The 17,677-nt window shown below is 62.1% G+C and carries 19 protein-coding genes; 3 read left to right on the top strand and 16 right to left on the bottom strand.

Features of this window, described 5'->3' with window-relative positions:
- Positions 1-169 precede the first annotated feature (169 nt).
- From KW832_RS14995 to KW832_RS14940, 12 genes are all read right to left on the bottom strand, one after another.
- A complete protein-coding gene (locus KW832_RS14995) occupies positions 170-1,633 on the bottom strand; it encodes a DegQ family serine endoprotease (protein WP_370628717.1) in 1,464 nt (487 codons plus the stop codon).
- A 183-nt stretch (positions 1,634-1,816) separates the two neighbouring features.
- Positions 1,817-2,893 (bottom strand): MucB/RseB C-terminal domain-containing protein, encoded by a 1,077-nt coding sequence (locus KW832_RS14990; RefSeq protein ID WP_218300547.1) that lies wholly within the window; start codon positions 2,891-2,893, stop codon positions 1,817-1,819.
- A 36-nt stretch (positions 2,894-2,929) separates the two neighbouring features.
- Complete coding sequence (locus KW832_RS14985; RefSeq protein WP_218300546.1) at positions 2,930-3,610, bottom strand: sigma-E factor negative regulatory protein; 681 nt, start codon at positions 3,608-3,610, stop codon at positions 2,930-2,932.
- A 9-nt stretch (positions 3,611-3,619) separates the two neighbouring features.
- Positions 3,620-4,246 (bottom strand): RNA polymerase sigma factor RpoE, encoded by a 627-nt coding sequence (gene rpoE, locus KW832_RS14980; protein WP_055399464.1) that lies wholly within the window; start codon positions 4,244-4,246, stop codon positions 3,620-3,622.
- Between the two features lie 647 nt (positions 4,247-4,893).
- Positions 4,894-6,138 carry a beta-ketoacyl-ACP synthase II gene (fabF, locus tag KW832_RS14975; protein ID WP_055399467.1) on the bottom strand — a complete coding sequence of 415 codons (1,245 nt, stop codon included), beginning with the start codon at positions 6,136-6,138 and terminating at the stop codon, positions 4,894-4,896.
- A 47-nt stretch (positions 6,139-6,185) separates the two neighbouring features.
- Positions 6,186-6,425 carry an acyl carrier protein gene (gene acpP / locus KW832_RS14970; protein ID WP_003058049.1) on the bottom strand — a complete coding sequence of 80 codons (240 nt, stop codon included), beginning with the start codon at positions 6,423-6,425 and terminating at the stop codon, positions 6,186-6,188.
- Between the two features lie 103 nt (positions 6,426-6,528).
- Positions 6,529-7,275: a 3-oxoacyl-ACP reductase FabG gene (gene fabG / locus KW832_RS14965; protein ID WP_121505749.1), complete on the bottom strand. Its 747-nt coding sequence runs from the start codon at positions 7,273-7,275 to the stop codon at positions 6,529-6,531.
- On the bottom strand, positions 7,272-8,222 hold the full coding sequence (fabD, locus tag KW832_RS14960) for an ACP S-malonyltransferase (protein ID WP_121505748.1): 951 nt from the start codon (positions 8,220-8,222) through the stop codon (positions 7,272-7,274). The genes fabG and fabD overlap by 4 nt, the downstream gene beginning before the upstream one ends.
- A gap of 60 nt (positions 8,223-8,282) precedes the next feature.
- Entirely contained in the window at positions 8,283-9,260 is a 978-nt protein-coding gene (locus KW832_RS14955; RefSeq protein WP_121420773.1) for a beta-ketoacyl-ACP synthase III, read from the bottom strand.
- Positions 9,260-10,315 (bottom strand): phosphate acyltransferase PlsX, encoded by a 1,056-nt coding sequence (gene plsX / locus KW832_RS14950; RefSeq protein WP_121505747.1) that lies wholly within the window; start codon positions 10,313-10,315, stop codon positions 9,260-9,262. Before plsX ends, KW832_RS14955 begins: the two co-directional genes overlap by 1 nt.
- A gap of 108 nt (positions 10,316-10,423) precedes the next feature.
- Positions 10,424-10,606, bottom strand: coding sequence for a 50S ribosomal protein L32 (gene rpmF / locus KW832_RS14945; RefSeq protein ID WP_005794249.1), 183 nt, complete (start codon positions 10,604-10,606; stop codon positions 10,424-10,426).
- A 111-nt stretch (positions 10,607-10,717) separates the two neighbouring features.
- Positions 10,718-11,266: a DUF177 domain-containing protein gene (locus KW832_RS14940; RefSeq protein WP_121420774.1), complete on the bottom strand. Its 549-nt coding sequence runs from the start codon at positions 11,264-11,266 to the stop codon at positions 10,718-10,720.
- A 25-nt stretch (positions 11,267-11,291) separates the two neighbouring features.
- Here KW832_RS14940 and KW832_RS14935 point away from each other — a divergent pair, with 25 nt between their 5' ends.
- The 3 genes from KW832_RS14935 (at position 11,292) to KW832_RS14925 (ending at position 13,872) form a co-directional block, all read left to right on the top strand.
- Positions 11,292-11,891 carry a Maf family nucleotide pyrophosphatase gene (locus KW832_RS14935; protein WP_218300545.1) on the top strand — a complete coding sequence of 200 codons (600 nt, stop codon included), beginning with the start codon at positions 11,292-11,294 and terminating at the stop codon, positions 11,889-11,891.
- Positions 11,888-12,691: an SAM-dependent methyltransferase gene (locus tag KW832_RS14930; RefSeq protein ID WP_218300544.1), complete on the top strand. Its 804-nt coding sequence runs from the start codon at positions 11,888-11,890 to the stop codon at positions 12,689-12,691. Before KW832_RS14935 ends, KW832_RS14930 begins: the two co-directional genes overlap by 4 nt.
- A gap of 80 nt (positions 12,692-12,771) precedes the next feature.
- Positions 12,772-13,872, top strand: a complete 1,101-nt coding sequence (locus KW832_RS14925) for a toxin-antitoxin system YwqK family antitoxin (RefSeq protein WP_218300543.1) — start codon at positions 12,772-12,774, stop codon at positions 13,870-13,872.
- A gap of 151 nt (positions 13,873-14,023) precedes the next feature.
- On the opposite strand, the gene KW832_RS14920 is transcribed toward KW832_RS14925, so the two are convergent.
- The 4 genes from KW832_RS14920 to KW832_RS14905 all read right to left on the bottom strand — a co-directional run bounded on the left by KW832_RS14920 (position 14,024) and on the right by KW832_RS14905 (position 17,269).
- Positions 14,024-15,070 (bottom strand): S49 family peptidase, encoded by a 1,047-nt coding sequence (locus KW832_RS14920; RefSeq protein ID WP_176886645.1) that lies wholly within the window; start codon positions 15,068-15,070, stop codon positions 14,024-14,026.
- 92 nt (positions 15,071-15,162) lie between these two features.
- Positions 15,163-15,540, bottom strand: coding sequence for a Rieske 2Fe-2S domain-containing protein (locus KW832_RS14915; RefSeq protein ID WP_055395307.1), 378 nt, complete (start codon positions 15,538-15,540; stop codon positions 15,163-15,165).
- 27 nt (positions 15,541-15,567) lie between these two features.
- Complete coding sequence (locus KW832_RS14910; RefSeq protein WP_055395306.1) at positions 15,568-16,242, bottom strand: HAD family hydrolase; 675 nt, start codon at positions 16,240-16,242, stop codon at positions 15,568-15,570.
- Positions 16,243-16,267: 25 nt separating this feature from the next.
- Positions 16,268-17,269 carry an RluA family pseudouridine synthase gene (locus KW832_RS14905; RefSeq protein ID WP_176886646.1) on the bottom strand — a complete coding sequence of 334 codons (1,002 nt, stop codon included), beginning with the start codon at positions 17,267-17,269 and terminating at the stop codon, positions 16,268-16,270.
- Between the last annotated feature and the right edge of the window lie 408 nt (positions 17,270-17,677).

Genomic DNA, 17,677 nt, shown 5'->3' with positions numbered 1-17,677 from the left:
TCTATCGAAATCAGTTGATAGACCTTCATAAAGTTAGCCAAGGCTAACTTTCAACATCGAAAGAAGGAAAAGACAAAAAAACCAAAATGCCCACACCTTCGACAAAGGCCTGCTGCAAACGTGGGGAAATGGGTCAACCATCTTCCCACATCTGCCACAACGCCACTCGTCATCGTCCGGGACGGATCAAGGCATATTGGGCCCACTCGCCGCGCCGATACAGCACATTGATAGGCTTGTTCCTGTCGGCCTTGGCGAGCACAGCCTCAAACTCCTTCACACCAGACACTTCCGTGTTGGCAATCGCGAGAATCACATCCCCTTCGCGCAGGCCGGCACGTGCTGCGGCCTCTGTGGCGGTCGCGACCAGCACACCGCCCTTGATCTTGAGCTCCTTTTTCTGGGTGTCCGAAAGTTCCGTGACCGCCAATCCCATTTGCTGTGCAGCAGCCGAAGCCTTGGGTTTCTCCTCACGCTCCGCCGTTTTGGCAGTTGGCTTGTCGGGCTCAATTTCTGCAATGGTGATGCCCAGGTCCCGCGAGGCGCCACGGCGGAACACGGTCATCGTGCTCTTGGTACCAGGCTTGGTATTGCCCACCAGTCGGGGCAGGTCCGCAACCTTCTCGATGGACTTGCCGTCAAAGCGGGTGATGATGTCACCAGCCTCCACGCCCGCCTTGTCTGCGGGTGACCCCGCCTCTACCCCGGTCACCAGCGCACCCTGGGCCTTGCCCAGGCCAATGGACTCCGCAACGTCCTTGGTGACCTGCCCGATCTGCACGCCGATACGGCCCCGTGTCACCCGACCGGATGCGCGCAACTGCTCACTCACGCGGATGGCTTCGTCCATCGGAATCGCGAACGAAATGCCCATGAATCCACCCGAGCGCGAATAGATCTGGCTGTTGATCCCCACCACCTCGCCACGCATGTTGATAAGCGGACCGCCCGAGTTGCCCGGGTTGATGGCCACATCGGTCTGGATGAACGGGAGATAGTCCCCCGTATCGCGCTGCTTGGCACTCACAATGCCCGCAGTCACGGTGTTCTCCAGCCCAAAGGGCGATCCAATCGCCATCACCCATTCGCCCACCCGCAGACGCCCCACATCACCCACCTTGACGGCAGGCAAGCCCGTGGCCTCGATCTTGACCACCGCCACATCGGTTCGCTTGTCCGCACCAATGATCTTGGCCTTGAATTCGCGCTTGTCGGTCAGCGTGACGATCACCTCATCAGCACCGTCCACGACATGCGCATTGGTCATCACAAACCCGTCCGCAGTCAGGATGAAGCCAGAACCCACGCCGCGCGGCTGCTCGTCGTCTTGCGGCCGCTGAGGACGTTGCTGCCTGGGCACATTGGGGATCGGCACGCCAAAGCGGCGGAAGAACTCCATCATCTCCTCGTCCATGCCGTTTGCACTTGCACGGCTCGACGCTTTTTCTACCGTCCGAATATTGACCACCGAGGGCCCCACCTGGTCCACCAGATCCGTAAAATCTGGCAACCCGCGAACCGCTGCAGCAGGTTGTGCCAAGGCAGCTTGGGGCAAACCCATGCCGCCAGCAACCCCTGCGAACATGCATGCAAATGCCAAGGAGCGCAGCGCATTTCCATCGAACTTCGACATCATCGACCTTTCGTGATTGGTAGCAAATACAGTCATCAAACTGTGTGTAACTGTGAAGAGTGTGCGGCCATTTGGTTCCCGCATCGCAAATGCACTTCGCATGCCCCTGCAAACGGCCCCGCCACAGCGCTGGCTCAGAGACAGCAGCCGCCAGCGTCACGCCCACTGGCCTCAGTGTCAGTGTCAGCGTGTGCGCTCCAATTGACCCGCAAACAGGCGAAGGGTCTGCAAAGGAACCTCCCCCACTACTGTGAGCCATACATCGGGCAAGACCCGTTGCGCAAGAAGCTGCGTGGCCCCCATACCCGAGACCTGGGGCTGGGAGGGGTGTCGCTGGGGATCAAAGGTCTCGATGAACAGCGATACCGATGCAAGACCATCGGAGTACAGGCACTGCAAGACACCCTGCGCACCGTCGTCAGCAGACACAGCGCGCCGATGGCAGCTCACCGGAACAAAGCCAGCAACCGGCTGACGAAGCACCCAGCCCTCGGCCGTGGCCGTGGTCTTGACCACAACCGGCGCCACCACCTTGTAACCAGCGGTCGCGTCCATCAGGCGTGAAAGCTGCTCCACGCGAACGGGGGCGTTCAAGTCCAACTCCGAGAATGCAGCCTGCTCCAGAACGCGTCCGTTCGCGCCCAAGGTCTGCAGCTTCACGACCAGGCCGGTCTCCCGCTCGCTCCACAGCTTGTAGCCAAAACGCAGCGAGTCCACGGGTTTGAACCACACCACGTCGGCAACAAATCCTGCAACGCGCTCTTGGCCCACAGGGCGTGCGGCATAGAAATGGGATATGGAAGTGCCCTCAACCACCGGAACTCGTGGAAACAGCCCAGAGGCATCCCGTCGATCCGACCGCACCACACGCGACTGTGGCCAGAACGTACGTACCTCGTCGTTGCGCCGAAAAATGGTCCGGGGAGTGCCACTGAGAGCCTCCACGCGCTCCATCTGCTGCGCCCCTTCACAGGCGTGCCAGATGCGTGAACTGGCCATCGCTCCGGAAGCAGCCAGCACCACAAAGGTACCGGCATACGGGCGCGCGCAGGGCGCGCTGTGCATGCGCTCGATCCACTGCAGAATACTGCGCTCCGCAGTCGCGGGAGCCGCCTCTGCTGCAGAAGAAACACCCCCCTCAGCCGACGAGACCCCTGCCGATACGGAGAGTCCTGTCACACACAGGGCAGCAACCACCCCGTGTTTGAACTGCTGCGGCAGTGCTTTCAACCAAACGCACAAAACTCCCGGGTAGCTCATCACACAATCTCACCACGCCAGCAAGCCACTCCCGGCTCAGCGGCTGGGCGTCTCAAAGGTGGCATTGCGCAAAAATCCTGCAGGCATCTGCAATGCGGATGTGCTGCCAAACTGCTTGTGTGCCGCCAGCAACTCATCCAGGCGGGGATCCCGAATCATCACCTGCGCGCCACCATCGGCATCAGCCACTGCGACAACAGGGGCACCGGAGCTGGGGCCATTCGCACCCGACTCGGGAGAGATGGCCAGTTGGGCTCCACCCGTGGCGCCGGGTGCACCATTGCTTTGCAACGTGGCCAAAGAGGTCCAACCAATCGCCGCAACTGCCGCCAAAGACGCAAAACCCGCGACCATTTTCCAGCGAAAGACCGACGCATTGGCAGCATCCGCCATTGCGGGGGCCACCACATCCACCTGCTGCACAGCAGCGGCCGCAGGACGTACGACAGGCCCTTCCTTGGCCAGTTCATCACGCAACCGCGCCATGAAGTTCGGATTGGCAGGTTGCGCGAGGTCGGAAGAACGCAATACATCTCCCACCAAATGGTAGAGCTGCCAAGTGGCATGGCCTTCGGCTTGCGCCGCATAGGCCAAGGCGTCCGCCACCTCGTCCCCATGCAACTGACCATCCGCCAGTGCCGACAATTGCTCGCGCCTGCTTATCTCAGCCACCACAGCACCGCCCACCAATCCATCACTTCGTACAGCGTTGTTCATTTCATTACCTCACCACCGTTTGCCTGACTGGTTCTCAAGCAGAGGACGCACTTTTGCCGAAATGGCCTCTCGCGCCCGAAAAATCCGTGACCGCACCGTGCCGATGGGGCAATCCATGGCCGTCGCAATCTCTTCGTAACTCAGCCCTTCAATCTCGCGCAACGTTACCGCCTGGCGCAGATCGTCGGGCAAAGCCTCCATAGCCGCATTCACGGCTTGCGCGATTTCTCGGGCAGCGAGTACGGTTTCGGGGGTTTCGTCGCTGGTTAGTTCGTGTCCGAGGCGGGAAGTTTCATCTTCGTCCTCGTTCCCCCGCAAAGCGTTCTCAGAGATGACCGGATTGCGTTTCATGTCCATGAGCGCCTTCTTGGCGGTATTGACAGCAATCCGGTAGAGCCAAGTGTAGAACTGCGCATCCCCCCGGAACTGGTGCAGCGCGCGGTAGGCCCGGATGAACGTCTCCTGCGCTATGTCTTGAACGATGTCGGTGTCCCGCACCATCCGGCCAATGAGACGCTCGATACGGCGCTGGTACTTGATGACCAGTAACTCATAGGCACGCTGATCGCCCGCTACCGCGCGCTCCACCAGTTGGAGGTCGCTATCTTCGGAAGGGGAAGGCGGAATTACAGTCATGGATACTCAGGATTCACGCCCACGGCTGCTGGCCGGGGCGGTTTCGTCAGCGTTGTCAGCGCCCGGTCTGGCGCGCGAATATACCGCACGCCGCAGATCCAGCCAACGCTCGGGCTGCGCGGAACACGTCAGCCACAACCAGGTGCGGCGGTGCCCCACCGGAATGACATGCAGCCACAGATGTGACTGCAAATCGAGAAGGACTTCAGGAGGTCCGGACAATGCCATCCAGGCCGCCCCGGAGTTCGGAGCCACCAGTGTCCAGGTCTGGCCATCCCAGTGGATACCACCAGAGAATTGACAGAACCAGAAATGGAATGCGCTGGCGGCAGCCAGACACCAGAGACCACCCGCCATCGCTGCGGGCCATGGGGATGCAGCACCACCACTTCGAACGAACCAAGCAAGCAGCCCCGCTGCGCTGATCAGCAACAATGCCCCCAGCAAGCCCCCGAACAAGCGGCTGCGCCGCAGGGGGTAAAACACCGAAGGTGGTCGCTGCGAAGTCACACCCACGAAACGCTACCGAGGCTGTGCCGCCTGCTTAGCACGGAACATAGGCCCGTGCTGAGCAACCAACGATTGCAGGATCGCAACAAGACACCACGGCCTCGCCAAGTCGGGCGGCAGAGCACCTGACCCAATGATCAGACGCGCTTGAAAACCAGCGTCCCGTTGGTGCCACCAAAACCGAAGTTATTCTTGACTGCAACGTCGATCTTCATGTCACGCGCCGTGTTGGCGCAGTAGTCCAGATCGCACTCGGGGTCCTGATTCGCCAAATTGATGGTGGGTGGTACCTTTTGCTCATGCAAGGCCAGCACTGTAAAAATGCTTTCAATACCGCCCGCACCACCCAGCAAATGACCGGTCATGGATTTGGTGGAGCTCACCACAGCCTTGTAAGCATGGTCGCCCAAGGCCGCCTTGATGGCATTCGTCTCATTAATATCACCCAGCGGCGTGGAAGTGCCATGGGCGTTGAGGTAGTCAACTTGATCGGCATTCATGCCGGCATTGCGCAGGGCGTTGAGCATGGCACGGCGTGGACCATCCATACTGGGGGCCGTCATGTGGCCTGCATCGGCGCTCATGCCAAAACCACCCAGTTCCGCATAGATCTTGGCACCACGGGCTTTGGCATGCTCGTATTCCTCCAGCACCATGACCCCGGCGCCTTCACCCAAAACAAAACCATCTCGGTCCTTGTCCCAGGGGCGGGAAGCGGTCTTGGGGTCATCGTTGCGGGTAGACAGGGCGCGCATGGCCGCAAAACCACCAATGCCCAGCGGCGACACCGTGGATTCAGTGCCACCCGCCACCACCACATCCGCATCACCGTATTCGATCATGCGACCAGCCTCGCCAATGCAATGCAGGCCGGTTGTGCAGGCCGTCACGACCGCGAGGTTCGGCCCCTTGAAGCCAAAGCGCATGGACACATGGCCCGCCACCATATTGATGATGGACGCTGGCACAAAGAACGGCGTGATGCGCCGCGGACCGCGACTGACCAGTTCCGCGTGGGTATTCTCGATCAGTGGCAAGCCACCAATCCCCGAACCGATCACGCAGGCTATGCGTGTTGCAAACTCTTCACTGAGCGCTTCACCCGTGGGCAGACCGGCATCTTCAACCGCCTGTGCAGCAGCTGCAATGCCGAAATGGATGAAGCTGTCCATCGCGCGCGCATCCTTGGCGCTGATGTACGACTCCAGGTCAAGACCTTTGACCTCCCCTGCAATCTTGCAGGCAAAGTTCGACGTGTCGAACTTGGTGATGAGGTCAATACCGGATTTTCCGGCAAGGAGATTGGCCCAGGATTCGGCCACCGTGTTGCCCACGGGGCTGACGCATCCCAGGCCGGTCACGACAACGCGACGACGGCTCATGCGTAAAAACCTTCTGTTGATCGCTTGAGTCAGGCGCAGTGCGCCGCTCAGGCCTTCTGGTGGGTGTTGGCGTAGTCGATGGCGTTTTGCACCGTCGTGATCTTCTCGGCGTCTTCGTCAGGGATCTCGATGCCGAATTCGTCTTCCAGTGCCATCACCAGTTCCACCGTGTCGAGCGAGTCGGCACCGAGGTCTGCCACGAAGGCCTTTTCATTGGTGACTTGGGACTCTTCCACACCGAGTTGTTCGGCAATGATTTTTTTGACGCGTGCTTCGATATCGCTCATGGTTTCCCTCTGGGGGTTGTGAATGAATCCGCGATTCTAGCCGCTTAAGGAGAAGCCCCTCAGCAGCCCGCCGTCCGGATGAACCGGCGTTAACTTGTCTCAATTACATGTACATGCCGCCATTGACATGCAACTCCTGCCCGGTCACGTACCCTGCTTCGCGCGAAGCAAGGTAGGCCACGGCATGTGCGATGTCTTGCGGCTTGCCCATATGCCCCAAAGGGATCTGGGCGTTGAGGGCTTTTTGCTGTTCCTCGGGCAGCACCGACGTCATATCCGTCTCGATAAATCCCGGCGCTACGCAATTGACCGTGATGCTGCGGCTGCCCAGTTCGCGGGCCAGTGCACGGGTCATTCCCGCCACTCCAGCCTTGGCCGCCGCGTAGTTGGCCTGACCGGGATTGCCCGATGCCCCCACCACACTGGTGATGCTGATAATGCGCCCGAATCGCTGTTTCATCATCGGGCGAATCGCCGCGCGGCTCACGCGGAAAACCGCCTTGAGATTGGTGTCCAGCACCGCATCCCAGTCATCGTCCTTCATGCGCATGGCCAGGGTGTCGCGGGTGATGCCCGCATTGTTGACCAGCACATGCAGACCACCCTGCTGCTTGACGATGGAATCCATCAACGCCTCGATGGCAGCTCCGTCATTCACGTTCAGATTGGCACCACGGCAGCCGGGGTAGGTCGCCAGGGCCTGGCTGATGCGCTCGGCGCCATCGTCCGTCGTGGCCGTGCCCACCACCTGGTAGCCACGTACCGCCAGCTCGAGCGCAATGGCCGCACCAATGCCGCGCGATGCGCCTGTGACCAACGCCACTTGCGCGGCCGATGAGGATTGCGTCATGCCAACAACTCCCGGGTTTCGGCCAGCGTGGCCATATCAAACAGTGTCGCACCCACCAGCTCAGGATCGATGCGCTTGGTCAGACCCGCCAGCACTTTGCCAGGGCCACTTTCAATAATATGGGTGACCCCCCGGGCCTTGAGGGCCTGCACACACTCCACCCAGCGCACGGGGCCAAAGGCCTGGCGGTAGAGCGCGTCTCGGATCGCATCAGCATCCTGTTGCACCGCGACATCCACATTGTTCAGAACCGGAGTCTGGGGCGCAGCAAGCGCCACATCCGCCAGCGCCAAGCGCAGCTTCTCAGCGGCAGGCTTCATCAGGCTGGAGTGAAAAGGGGCAGACACCGGCAATGGCAGTGCGCGCTTGGCACCTGCCGCCTTGAGCATTTCGCAGGCCTTTTCGACGCCGGCCTTGGTGCCCGCAATGACCGTCTGGACGGGGTCGTTGAAATTGACAGCCTCAACCACTTCTGCCGTTCCCACACCGAACGAGGCCACTGCCTCGGCACATCCTGCGATGACCTTGGAAGCCTCCATCCCCAAGATGGCAGCCATGGCGCCAGTGCCGACCGGCACGGCCTCCTGCATGGCAGCTGCACGCAGGCGCACCAGAGGCGCCGCCTGGGCCAGCGTCAACACACCTGCGGCAACCAGCGCCGAATACTCGCCCAGAGAATGCCCCGCAACAGCGACCGGGGCTGCACCACCTTCTGCACGCCAGACACGCCATGCAGCCACCCCAGCCACCAGCATCACCGGCTGCGTGTTGGTGGTCAGGGCCAGCGCCTCCTTGGGACCTTCCTTGATCAGCAGGCCGATGTTTTCACCCAGGGCATCCGAGGCTTCCTGCACGGTCTGGGCCACCACCGGGTGATCACCCCATCCGTCGAGCATGCCCACCGATTGCGAGCCTTGTCCCGGAAAGACAAATGCAAAAGACTTCATGAAAAATCCAGAAATATGATTGAAATTGATGCCTAGCGCTTATCCAGCAAGCGCCAAAAGCTATAACTTCAGGAGCACCGCGCCCCAGGTAAAGCCGCCGCCCACACCTTCGAGCAGCAGGGTCTCACCCTTTTTGACTTGGCCCGTACGCACCGCATGGTCGAGCGCCAGGGGAATGGAGGCTGCCGAAGTGTTGCCATGCTGGTCCACCGTGACCACCACCTTGTCCATGGACAGCTTGAGCTTGCGGGCCGTGCCCTGCATGATGCGGATATTGGCCTGGTGTGGAATCAGCCAGTCAATATCGGCCTCGGTCAGCCCCGCCTTGGCCAGCACCGCATGCGCGGCCTTCTCCAGCACGCCCACCGCCAGCTTGAAGACAGCCTGCCCGTCCATCTTGAGGACGGGGTCCCCCAGGACCTTGCCACCCGACACGTTGCCGGGCACACACAGGATGCCGACATGCTTGCCGTCGGCATGCAGGTCGCTGGACAGGATGCCCGGCGTTTCCGACGCCTCCAGCACCACGGCACCCGCACCATCACCAAACAACACGCAGGTCGTGCGGTCATTGAAATCCAGAATACGGCTGAAAACTTCTGCCCCAATGACCAGCGCGCGGTTGGCAGCACCCGTCTGGATCATGGCATCCGCCACGGACAGGGCATAGACAAAACCGCTGCACACCGCCTGCACATCAAACGCAGGGCAACCATTGGCTCCCAGCTTGTTCTGCAATATGCAGGCAGCCGAGGGAAACACCATATCCGGGGTGGACGTGGCCACGATGATCAGATCAATGTCGGTCGGCAGAAGGCCCGCCGCCTGCAAGGCATTGCGCGCAGCCTCCAGGCCCAGATCGCTGCAGGCAACATCAGGCGCTGCAAAGTGGCGCGCGCGGATGCCGGTGCGCTCCACGATCCACTCATCTGAGGTTTCGATGCCGCGCTGGGCCAGTTCAGCCACCAGATCAGCGTTGGTCAGCCGGCGCGGGGGCAGGTAGCTGCCGGTGCCGGTAATGCGGGAGTAGCGTCTCATCAATGTGTCATCGTCGCCGCAACGCCAGGCTGGGGCTGGGCATCCGCAGGCACCAGAAGCGGCGCTGCGTGCGCAATCCGGGTCCGGACGCGGTCGAGCAGGTTGTTGCGGGCTGCATCATACGCCCGGTTCAAAGCCTGCTCGAACGCCATTGTGTCAGCCGACCCATGGCTCTTGAACACCAGCCCGCGCAGCCCCAAGAGCGCCGCGCCGTTGTAACGGCGGTAGTCCATGCGCTTCATGAGCGCTTTTAAGATCGGATACGCGGTGATCGCAGCGATTTTAGTGAAAATGTTGCGGGAGAACTCCGTTTTCAGGGCGCCAATGATCATTGATGCCACCCCTTCACTGGCCTTGAGGGCCACATTGCCCACAAATCCGTCACATACCACGATGTCAACAGTGCCCTTGAAAATGTCATTGCCTTCAACATTTCCATAAAAATTCAAATCACCGGAATTGGCTGCAGATCGCAGCAATTCACCGGCTTTTTTGATTACTTCACTACCTTTGATCGCCTCTTCACCGATATTGAGCAAACCGACGGTGGGCTCCCCGCCATCCCGAAGGACCGATACCAAGGCAGAGCCCATCACGGCAAACTGCAACAAATGCTCGGCGGAACAATCCACATTCGCCCCAAGGTCCAGCACCGTGGTGGCACCACCTGCGGCGTTGGGCAATTGCGTCGCAATGGCGGGGCGGTCGATGCCGTCCAGCGTCTTGAGGAGATACCGGGCAATAGCCATCAGCGCGCCGGTATTGCCTGCCGAAACGGCCGCAGAGGCCGCGCCATCCTTGACCTGCTGAATCGCCACGCGCATGGAAGAATCTTTCTTCTTGCGCAGAGCCACCTCGACAGGATCATCCATGGCCACCACTTCGGTAGCAGGAATGATCGTGGCACGGTCGTGCGAAAACGATTGCAGACGATCCACCAGGCCGACGAGCAGCAGGCGGGCATCAGGGTGTGTATCGAGAAACTGGCGGCACGCCGCGAGCGTGACGCGGGGGCCATGGTCGCCCCCCATGCAGTCAACAGCCAGTGTGATCATGGGCGACTTGTCCGGCCGGCCAGGAGGGCCGGAAAAATAAATACGACGGTCAAAACAAAGGCCCGCGCTACGGTTTCAGTAGCAACGGGCCTTTGGATGGGGCGAAGATCAGGCTTCAGACTTGTTCTTCAGCACCTGACGGCCACGGTAGAAACCGTTGGGGCTGATGTGGTGACGCAGGTGCGTTTCACCGGTGGTGGGTTCCACGGCAATGCCTGGCACATTCAGGGCATTGTGCGAGCGGTGCATGCCGCGCTTGGAGGGGGACTTTTTGTTTTGCTGAACGGCCATGATGGCTCCTGATCTGGAATAGGTTGGTAAAAACGCGATCAGCCCAAAAAGACACGATGGGGTTCGCGTGAAGCCCACGATTATAACCCAAATGATTTTTGGGTCGTCCAATCAGCCCTTGTTGTCTTTGCGCAGTGCGGCCAACGCCGCAAAAGGATTGGGCTTTTCGTCGTTGGCTTCCTCAAAATCGTCGTCCGAAGAAGCCAGTGGTACTGCGGTAGGGCACTCGTCGTGTTTGGGCACCACGGGCAAGGCCATCAGCAACTCATCCTCAATCAGCTCGTGAAGGTCAAACTCGCGGCTCATGGCCAGCAGGTCTTCTTCGCTTTCGTCGTCCAGAGCCTCTGCGGTGGCCTCGTCGGCCACGAAGCGAAACTCACGGTCCACCTCCAGCGGCACATCCACCGGCGTCATGCAACGCTGGCATTCCATGGGGAAGCTCGCAGTAACCTTGATATGCAGCCAGACTTGGCCCATGCCGCCCAGCGCCGTGCGCACTTCGCCCACAGCCTCCCAGTCCACCATCAGGTCCGGGTGCAGGCCCTTGGCCTCCTGGGCCAGGCGTTCGTACTTCAGCAGTGAATCGTGGCCCGCCAGCCGACCGCCCGCCTGTGCAAAGGCTTTCACGTCGAGGCGCTGGGGGGAGAATTCCTTGGTCATGGCGGCAGTGTAAGAGAATCGGCGCATGCATCAATCCCCCCCCCTGAAACGCCCTCTGGTATTGGGCTCCACATCGCGGTATCGGCGTGAATTGCTAGAGCGGTTGAACCTGCCTTTTGACGTCACGGCCCCGGAGGTGGATGAGACCCCCCTGCCCGGCGAAGCCCCTCGCTCATTGGCCTTGCGCCTGGCGCTGGCCAAGGCACGCGCCGTGGCGCAACTCCACCCCGATGCGGTGGTAATCGGCTCCGACCAGGTTGCCGACCTCGCTGGCGAGCCCCTGGGCAAGCCCGGCCACCACGAGCGTGCGGTGGTGCAACTGCGCCAGATGCGCGGCCAGACCGTGGTGTTCCAGACCGCCGTGGCCGTGGTGTGCGCCGCGACGGGTTTCGAGCAGATCGACCTGGCCCCGGTGGAGGTGAAATTCCGTGAGCTGTCTGACGCGGAAATCGAGCGCTACCTGCGCGCCGAGCAACCCTACGATTGCGCCGGCAGCGCCAAGAGCGAAGGCCTGGGCATTGCGCTGCTGGATGCCATCCACAGCGACGATCCCACAGCCCTCATCGGACTGCCTTTGATCCGCACCTGCCGCATGCTGCGCGCGGCAGGCTTGGTGCTGCCATGACAAATCCCCCCACCGAACCGCGCTCTGGCGCTCGCAAGGGCACGCTTTATCTCGTGCCCGCCCCCCTCGACTTTGGCTGCGACACCCAGGTCCCGCTGCAGAATGCCTTGCCCTCGGCCACCCTTCAGACGGCTGCACGGCTGACCCAATGGGTGTGCGAGAACGCCAAGAGTACACGCGCCTACCTCAAACGCATCGACGCACTGCACCCCCTGGCAGCCCCCCTGCAGCAGCAGCAGATCACCGAGCTTCCCCGCGAAGTCCACAAAAAAGGCGACCATGGCGACAAGGGATCAGCCCCGTTCGACGCACGCCCGCTGCTCGCAGCGGCACTGAATGGGCACGACATGGGGCTGATCAGCGAGGCGGGCATGCCAGCCGTGGCCGACCCCGGTTCGTCCGTGGTGCGCGCGGCACACGACCTTGATATCCCCGTTGTGCCTCTGGTGGGCCCTGTGTCGCTGCTGCTGGCGCTGGCGGCCAGCGGATTGAACGGGCAAAACTTTGCGTTTGTCGGCTACCTGCCCCAGGACAGCCAGGAGCGCATCCAGCGTATCAAGGAGCTGGAAAGCCTGGCCCTCAAGACAGGACAGACCCAGCTTTTCATCGAAACTCCCTACCGCAACGCCGCCCTCTGGCAGGCCCTGGTGCAAACGCTGCAGCCCCACACCCGCCTGGCGCTGGCCAGCGGGCTGACGCTGCCCGACGCACGCATCCGCAGCCAGCTCGTGCGGCAATGGCGCCAGCAACCCACGCCCCCAGACAACCGCACCCCTGTCGTGTTTGCTATGGGCCGCTGAGCATGAACCGTCTATTCACTATATTTTTTATAGCTGTTAGCGCTTATGGTTCAGGCGCTGAGGCCATTATTCGTTGTGAATTGAATGGCAAACCCATCAATATTTCCAACGGTTCCGAAACCGCCGGCCAGTCCGGGCTGGTGCGCTGCCGCGAAGAAGACACCGGCCACCTCCAGCGCGAGCAGGAACTGCGCGACGGAAAGTTCGTGGGCCTGGAGCGCATGTTCGACCGCGAAGGCCGCCTGCAGCGCGAACGCACGGTCAACGAACGCGGCAACAGCCACGGCCGGGTGGCCGAGTTCTGGCCCAACGGCCAGGTGCGGCGCGAAGAAACCGCCGACAACGGCCGCACCCAGGGGGCCGTGAGGCGCTTTGACGCCACCGGCCGCGTGGAGCGCGTGTCGTTCCACGGCGGCGGGCAGGAGCTGTTCTATGTGGAAACCAACAGCAAGGGCCAGCCCACACGCCTGTTCTGCCCGCGCACCAGCGTGCTGCCCGACGACCGCAAACTCTGCGGCTTCGACGGTGCCACTGACACCCTGCTCCATGCAGACAACGGCGCCAAAACCGCGCAGCTGCACTACGACCAGGGCCGCCTGCTGAACGCGACCGAATGGACCCGCGACGGCATCGTCGCCGCCCAGCAACTCGTGGTGGACGGTCGGCGTGTGCACCGCAGCTTCACCACCGAGGGCGGCAAAAGTGTGCTGCGCGAGGAACGGGTGTTCGCACCGGACGAGCGCACACTGCGCGATACGCGGGGATCGCTGTTCAGCGCCAAGCGCTACGGCGCATCCGGCCAGCTGATCGAGCAGCGCAGTTTTGCCGATGGGCGGGAGGTGCAGGTCGAGCGCTGGTACCTCAACGGATCGGTGCGAGAGCGCAGTACCTGGACCGGCGCCGGTGAGCAGGCGCGCGTGCAGCGCGAGATGTACCGTGACGATGGCAAGCTGGCGCGGCGCGAACAGCTCAATGCCGAGCAATGGCCCGTGGGCACGCAGCAGGCCTTTCACGACAACGGCCGGCTGGCGATTGAAGAACAGTATTCAGCCCCCGATGCCCGGGGACGCACACGCCTTACGGCCCGCAAGCAGTGGGACGAGACGGGCAAGCTGGTGGCCGACGACACCATCCTGGAAGACGGCTCGCGCCAGCGCAAGGCGGGCGGGCTGGACAGCTAAAAAACACCCTCCTGCCAGCCCTCGGAGGCCCGGCACGACAGGATGCGTCACACCACGTACCGGCCACGCAGGCCCAGACGCAAAAAGCCCCGTGTGGAATCTCCACCCGGGGCTTTTTTTGTGCATGGCCCAAAGGCCACGTCGGACGGTGTCAGCGCAGCTGAGGTCCTGCCACGGCCAGTGACTTCACGGCGCCCACACCAATCGCCGCGCCAAAACGCTTGACCAGCCGTTCCGCCACGTTGTCGCGGCGGGTGTAGTCAATGATGTCTTCGGCCTTCACCACCTCGCGGGCCACATAGTCCAGGTTGCCCAGCTTGTCGGCCAGGCCCATTTCCACGGCCTGCTGGCCGGTCCAGAACAGGCCACTGAAGGTGTCGGGCGTGGTCTTGAGGCGGTCACCACGCCCGGCTTTCACCACGGCAATGAACTGCTGGTGGATCTGGTCGAGCATGGTCTGCGCGTAGGCACGCTGCTTTTCGGTCTGCGGGCTGAAGGGGTCGAGAAAGCCTTTGTTCTCACCCGCGGTGAGCAGGCGGCGCTCCACGCCCAGTTTTTCCATGGTGCCGGTGAAGCCGAATCCGTCCATCAGCACACCAATGCTGCCCACGATGCTGGCCTTGTCCACGTAGATGTCGTCCGCTGCAGCGGCAATGTAGTACGCCGCCGAGGCGCAGGTTTCTTCCACCACGGCGTAGATCGGCTTGTTGTGCTTGGCCTTCAAACGAACAATTTCGTCATTGATGATGCCGGCCTGCACCGGGCTGCCGCCGGGGGAGTTGATGAGCAGCACCAGGGCCTGCGAGCCTTCGTCCTCCAGTGCGCTGCGCATGGCGGCCACCACGAACTCGGCACTGGCCTCGGCGCCGCTGGCGATCTCACCTTTGATGTCCACCACCGCCGTATGGGGCGTGCTCTTGCTGGCACTGGGCGATGCCTGGCGCAGGGCCGCAAAGGCAACTGCGGCAATCAGCACCAGCCATGCCAGGCGGAAGAAGATCTTCCAGCGGCGGGCGCTGCGCTGTTCTTGGAGGGCGGAGAAGGCCAGCTTTTCCAGCGTGGCGCGCTCCCAGCCGGGTTCACGCGATGAGTCGCTCACAGATGCTCCTGAATTTGTAGCTGCTTGCGCCCACAGGTCGGGCGCGGGATTACTTTTTGGGTCAAAACCCGAAGAGCCGGGCTGCTGGGGGTCTGTCATGTCGTACGTCCTGGGCACTGCAACACTGCCGCCCGCGCACCGCACTGGCTGGCACCAGGCGACAGCACATAAGGGTAATTCATCTGGATTTTCTAGAACTCTACGGGTTGCAGGTTGTAGGCAGTATGCCAGTGCACCACACCATCGCTTTCGGACAAAGCAATTTTCACCAGCCCGCCGCGGCACGGGCCGCCCGCGCACTGGCCGGTGCTCGGCAGGTAGGCGGCCCCGTGGGTGGCACACAGCAGCCAGTGGCCCGTGTCGTCAAAAAAGCGGTCCGGCTGGTAGTCCATCTCCATGGCCACATGGGTGCAGCGGTTCAGGTAGGCATGCGGCAGGCCCTGGTAGCGGATCGCAAAGGCCCGGCAGGTCTGACCTGCGTACTGCACATCAAACGGAACCGCCAAGCCCCCATCGACGAGGTCGGCACTGTTGCACAGCGCAATGGGCTGATCGGGTGGTGTGGTCATGGGCTCGTCCCGCTCCAATATCCGGCGTCACGCGTTGTGCAGCAGCCAATCGTGCAGCTCGCGCACCGAATGCACGACCGCCAGCGGCTGGAGCGCGTGAAAGGCGTCGGGCTCATGGGCGCCATAGCTCACCCCCACGCTCGCACAGCGTGCGTTGACCGCCATCTGCAGGTCGTGGGTGGTGTCGCCAATCATCAGCAGGCGCTCCGGCGCCACGTCAAATTCGGCCATCAGCTCCTGTAGCATCAGCGGGTGCGGCTTGCCAGCGGTCTGGTCGGCGGTGCGCGAGCCGTCGAACACGCCGCGCAAGTCCACCGAGTGCAGCGCATCGTCCAGCCCGCGACGGCTTTTGCCCGTGGCCACGGCCAGCAGGTGGCCGCGTTCACGCAGGTCGTTCAGCAGGGGCAGTACGCCGTCGAACAGGCTCAGGTCGTCCTGGTGCTGGATGTAGTGGAAGCGGTAGCGGTTGCCCAGCTCGGTGTACTTTTCGGGTGGCACATCCGGCGCCGCATGGGCCAGGGCCTGCATCAAGCCCATGCCAATCACATAGGCCGCCTCTTTGTCGGTGGGCACGGTGCCACCCACGTCACGCACCGCCGCCTGGATGCAGCGCACGATGATGGCGGTGGAGTCGAACAGGGTGCCATCCCAGTCAAAGGCGATGAGGTCGAAGCGGCGCGGACGGAAGTTTTTGGCAGACATGGAGGGGGTTCTTCGCGCAGGATCGTCAGGCAGGGGACACAAAATCAGCCAGCTCGGGGGGCAGCTCGGCAATCAGCTGCACACGCTCGCCCGAAGCGGGGTGATTGAACTGTAACCGCCATGCGTGCAGGAACATGCGCTTCATCGAGAGCTTCTGAAGGCGCTTGTTGAGGTCAAAGTCGCCGTATTTGTCGTCCCCGACGATGGCGTGGCCCTGGCTGGCCAGGTGCACACGAATTTGGTGGGTGCGACCGGTCTTGATGGTCACCTCCAGCAACGACATGGCGGGCAGGCCCTGCGCAGCGCGCGCGGGCACGGTGCTGCGCACCTTGACCAGTGTGATGGACCGCATGCCATCCGGGTCGTCGGCCGTGGTCACACGCACGCGGCGCTCGCCGTCGGCCTGCAGGTATTTGTGCAGGGGCAGGTCGATGACTTTTTTGTTGGCAGGCCAGGTGCCCGTGACCAGTGCCAGATAGGTCTTTCCCGTTTCTCGCTCGCGGAACTGGTCCTGCAGGTGGGTAAGCGCTGACCGCTTCTTGGCCACCAGCAGGATGCCCGAGGTGTCGCGGTCCAGCCGGTGCACCAGTTCCAGGAACTTGGAGGCCGGCCGCGCCTGGCGCAGCTGCTCGATCACGCCAAAGCTCACCCCGCTCCCGCCATGCACCGCTACACCGGCAGGTTTGTCGATGGCGATCAGGTGCTCGTCTTCGAGCAGGATGGGGAATTCGCGCGCGGGCGCCGGGCGCTCGGCCTTCTCGGCCACCTTGTCTGAAATTCGAACAGGAGGCAGGCGCACCACGTCACCGGCTTCCACGCGGGTGTCGGCACTCACGCGGCCTTTGTTGATGCGCACCTCGCCGCTGCGGATGATGCGGTAGACATGCGTTTTAGGCACACCTTTCAAGTGGCGTATCAAAAAGTTATCGAGCCGCTGGCCTGCGGAGTCAGCATCCACTTCCACCAGGCGGGCTGCGGGAAGCCCCCCAGGGGCGGCGGGCGGTTTGGCCCCTATAATGTGTTTCACCTGCGCGTTGTTATGTAAGTGGTTGATTTGTCTGGAGTTTAGTCCACACAGCCCTTGCCCCTCGTGCAGGCAGGTCGATGCCAGCGGGCGTCGTGCGCGCAGATTGCAGGCCAGATGCCTGTGGTGGCCAGCACGCCGTGCGGCGGGCTGACAGATTGAAACACTGATACGGAATCCCCCAAGCTGGCAGATGTTCCCTACCCGGGCGCAGCCTGCCAGCGGATCTAAGCGAGCATGTGGTTGTTGATGGCATGGATGGTGACCCTGTGGCGGAGGCTGCGGCCTTTGGCTGCATGCTCAAAATCGCCCTCAGCGCACAGCCAGCAAGCGCAACCAGCTACTCTTTTGCTAGCAAAACTGCGTTCCTACCACTCGCCCCCATCCACGCGCCCCTGCCTCCCGATGCTG

This window comes from Acidovorax sp. sif0632 (assembly GCF_019218805.1).
Taxonomy (GTDB): Bacteria; Pseudomonadota; Gammaproteobacteria; order Burkholderiales; family Burkholderiaceae_C; genus Acidovorax; species Acidovorax facilis.
Note: the sequence above shows the minus strand (reverse complement) of the source record. Positions and strands in the feature narration are given on the sequence as shown.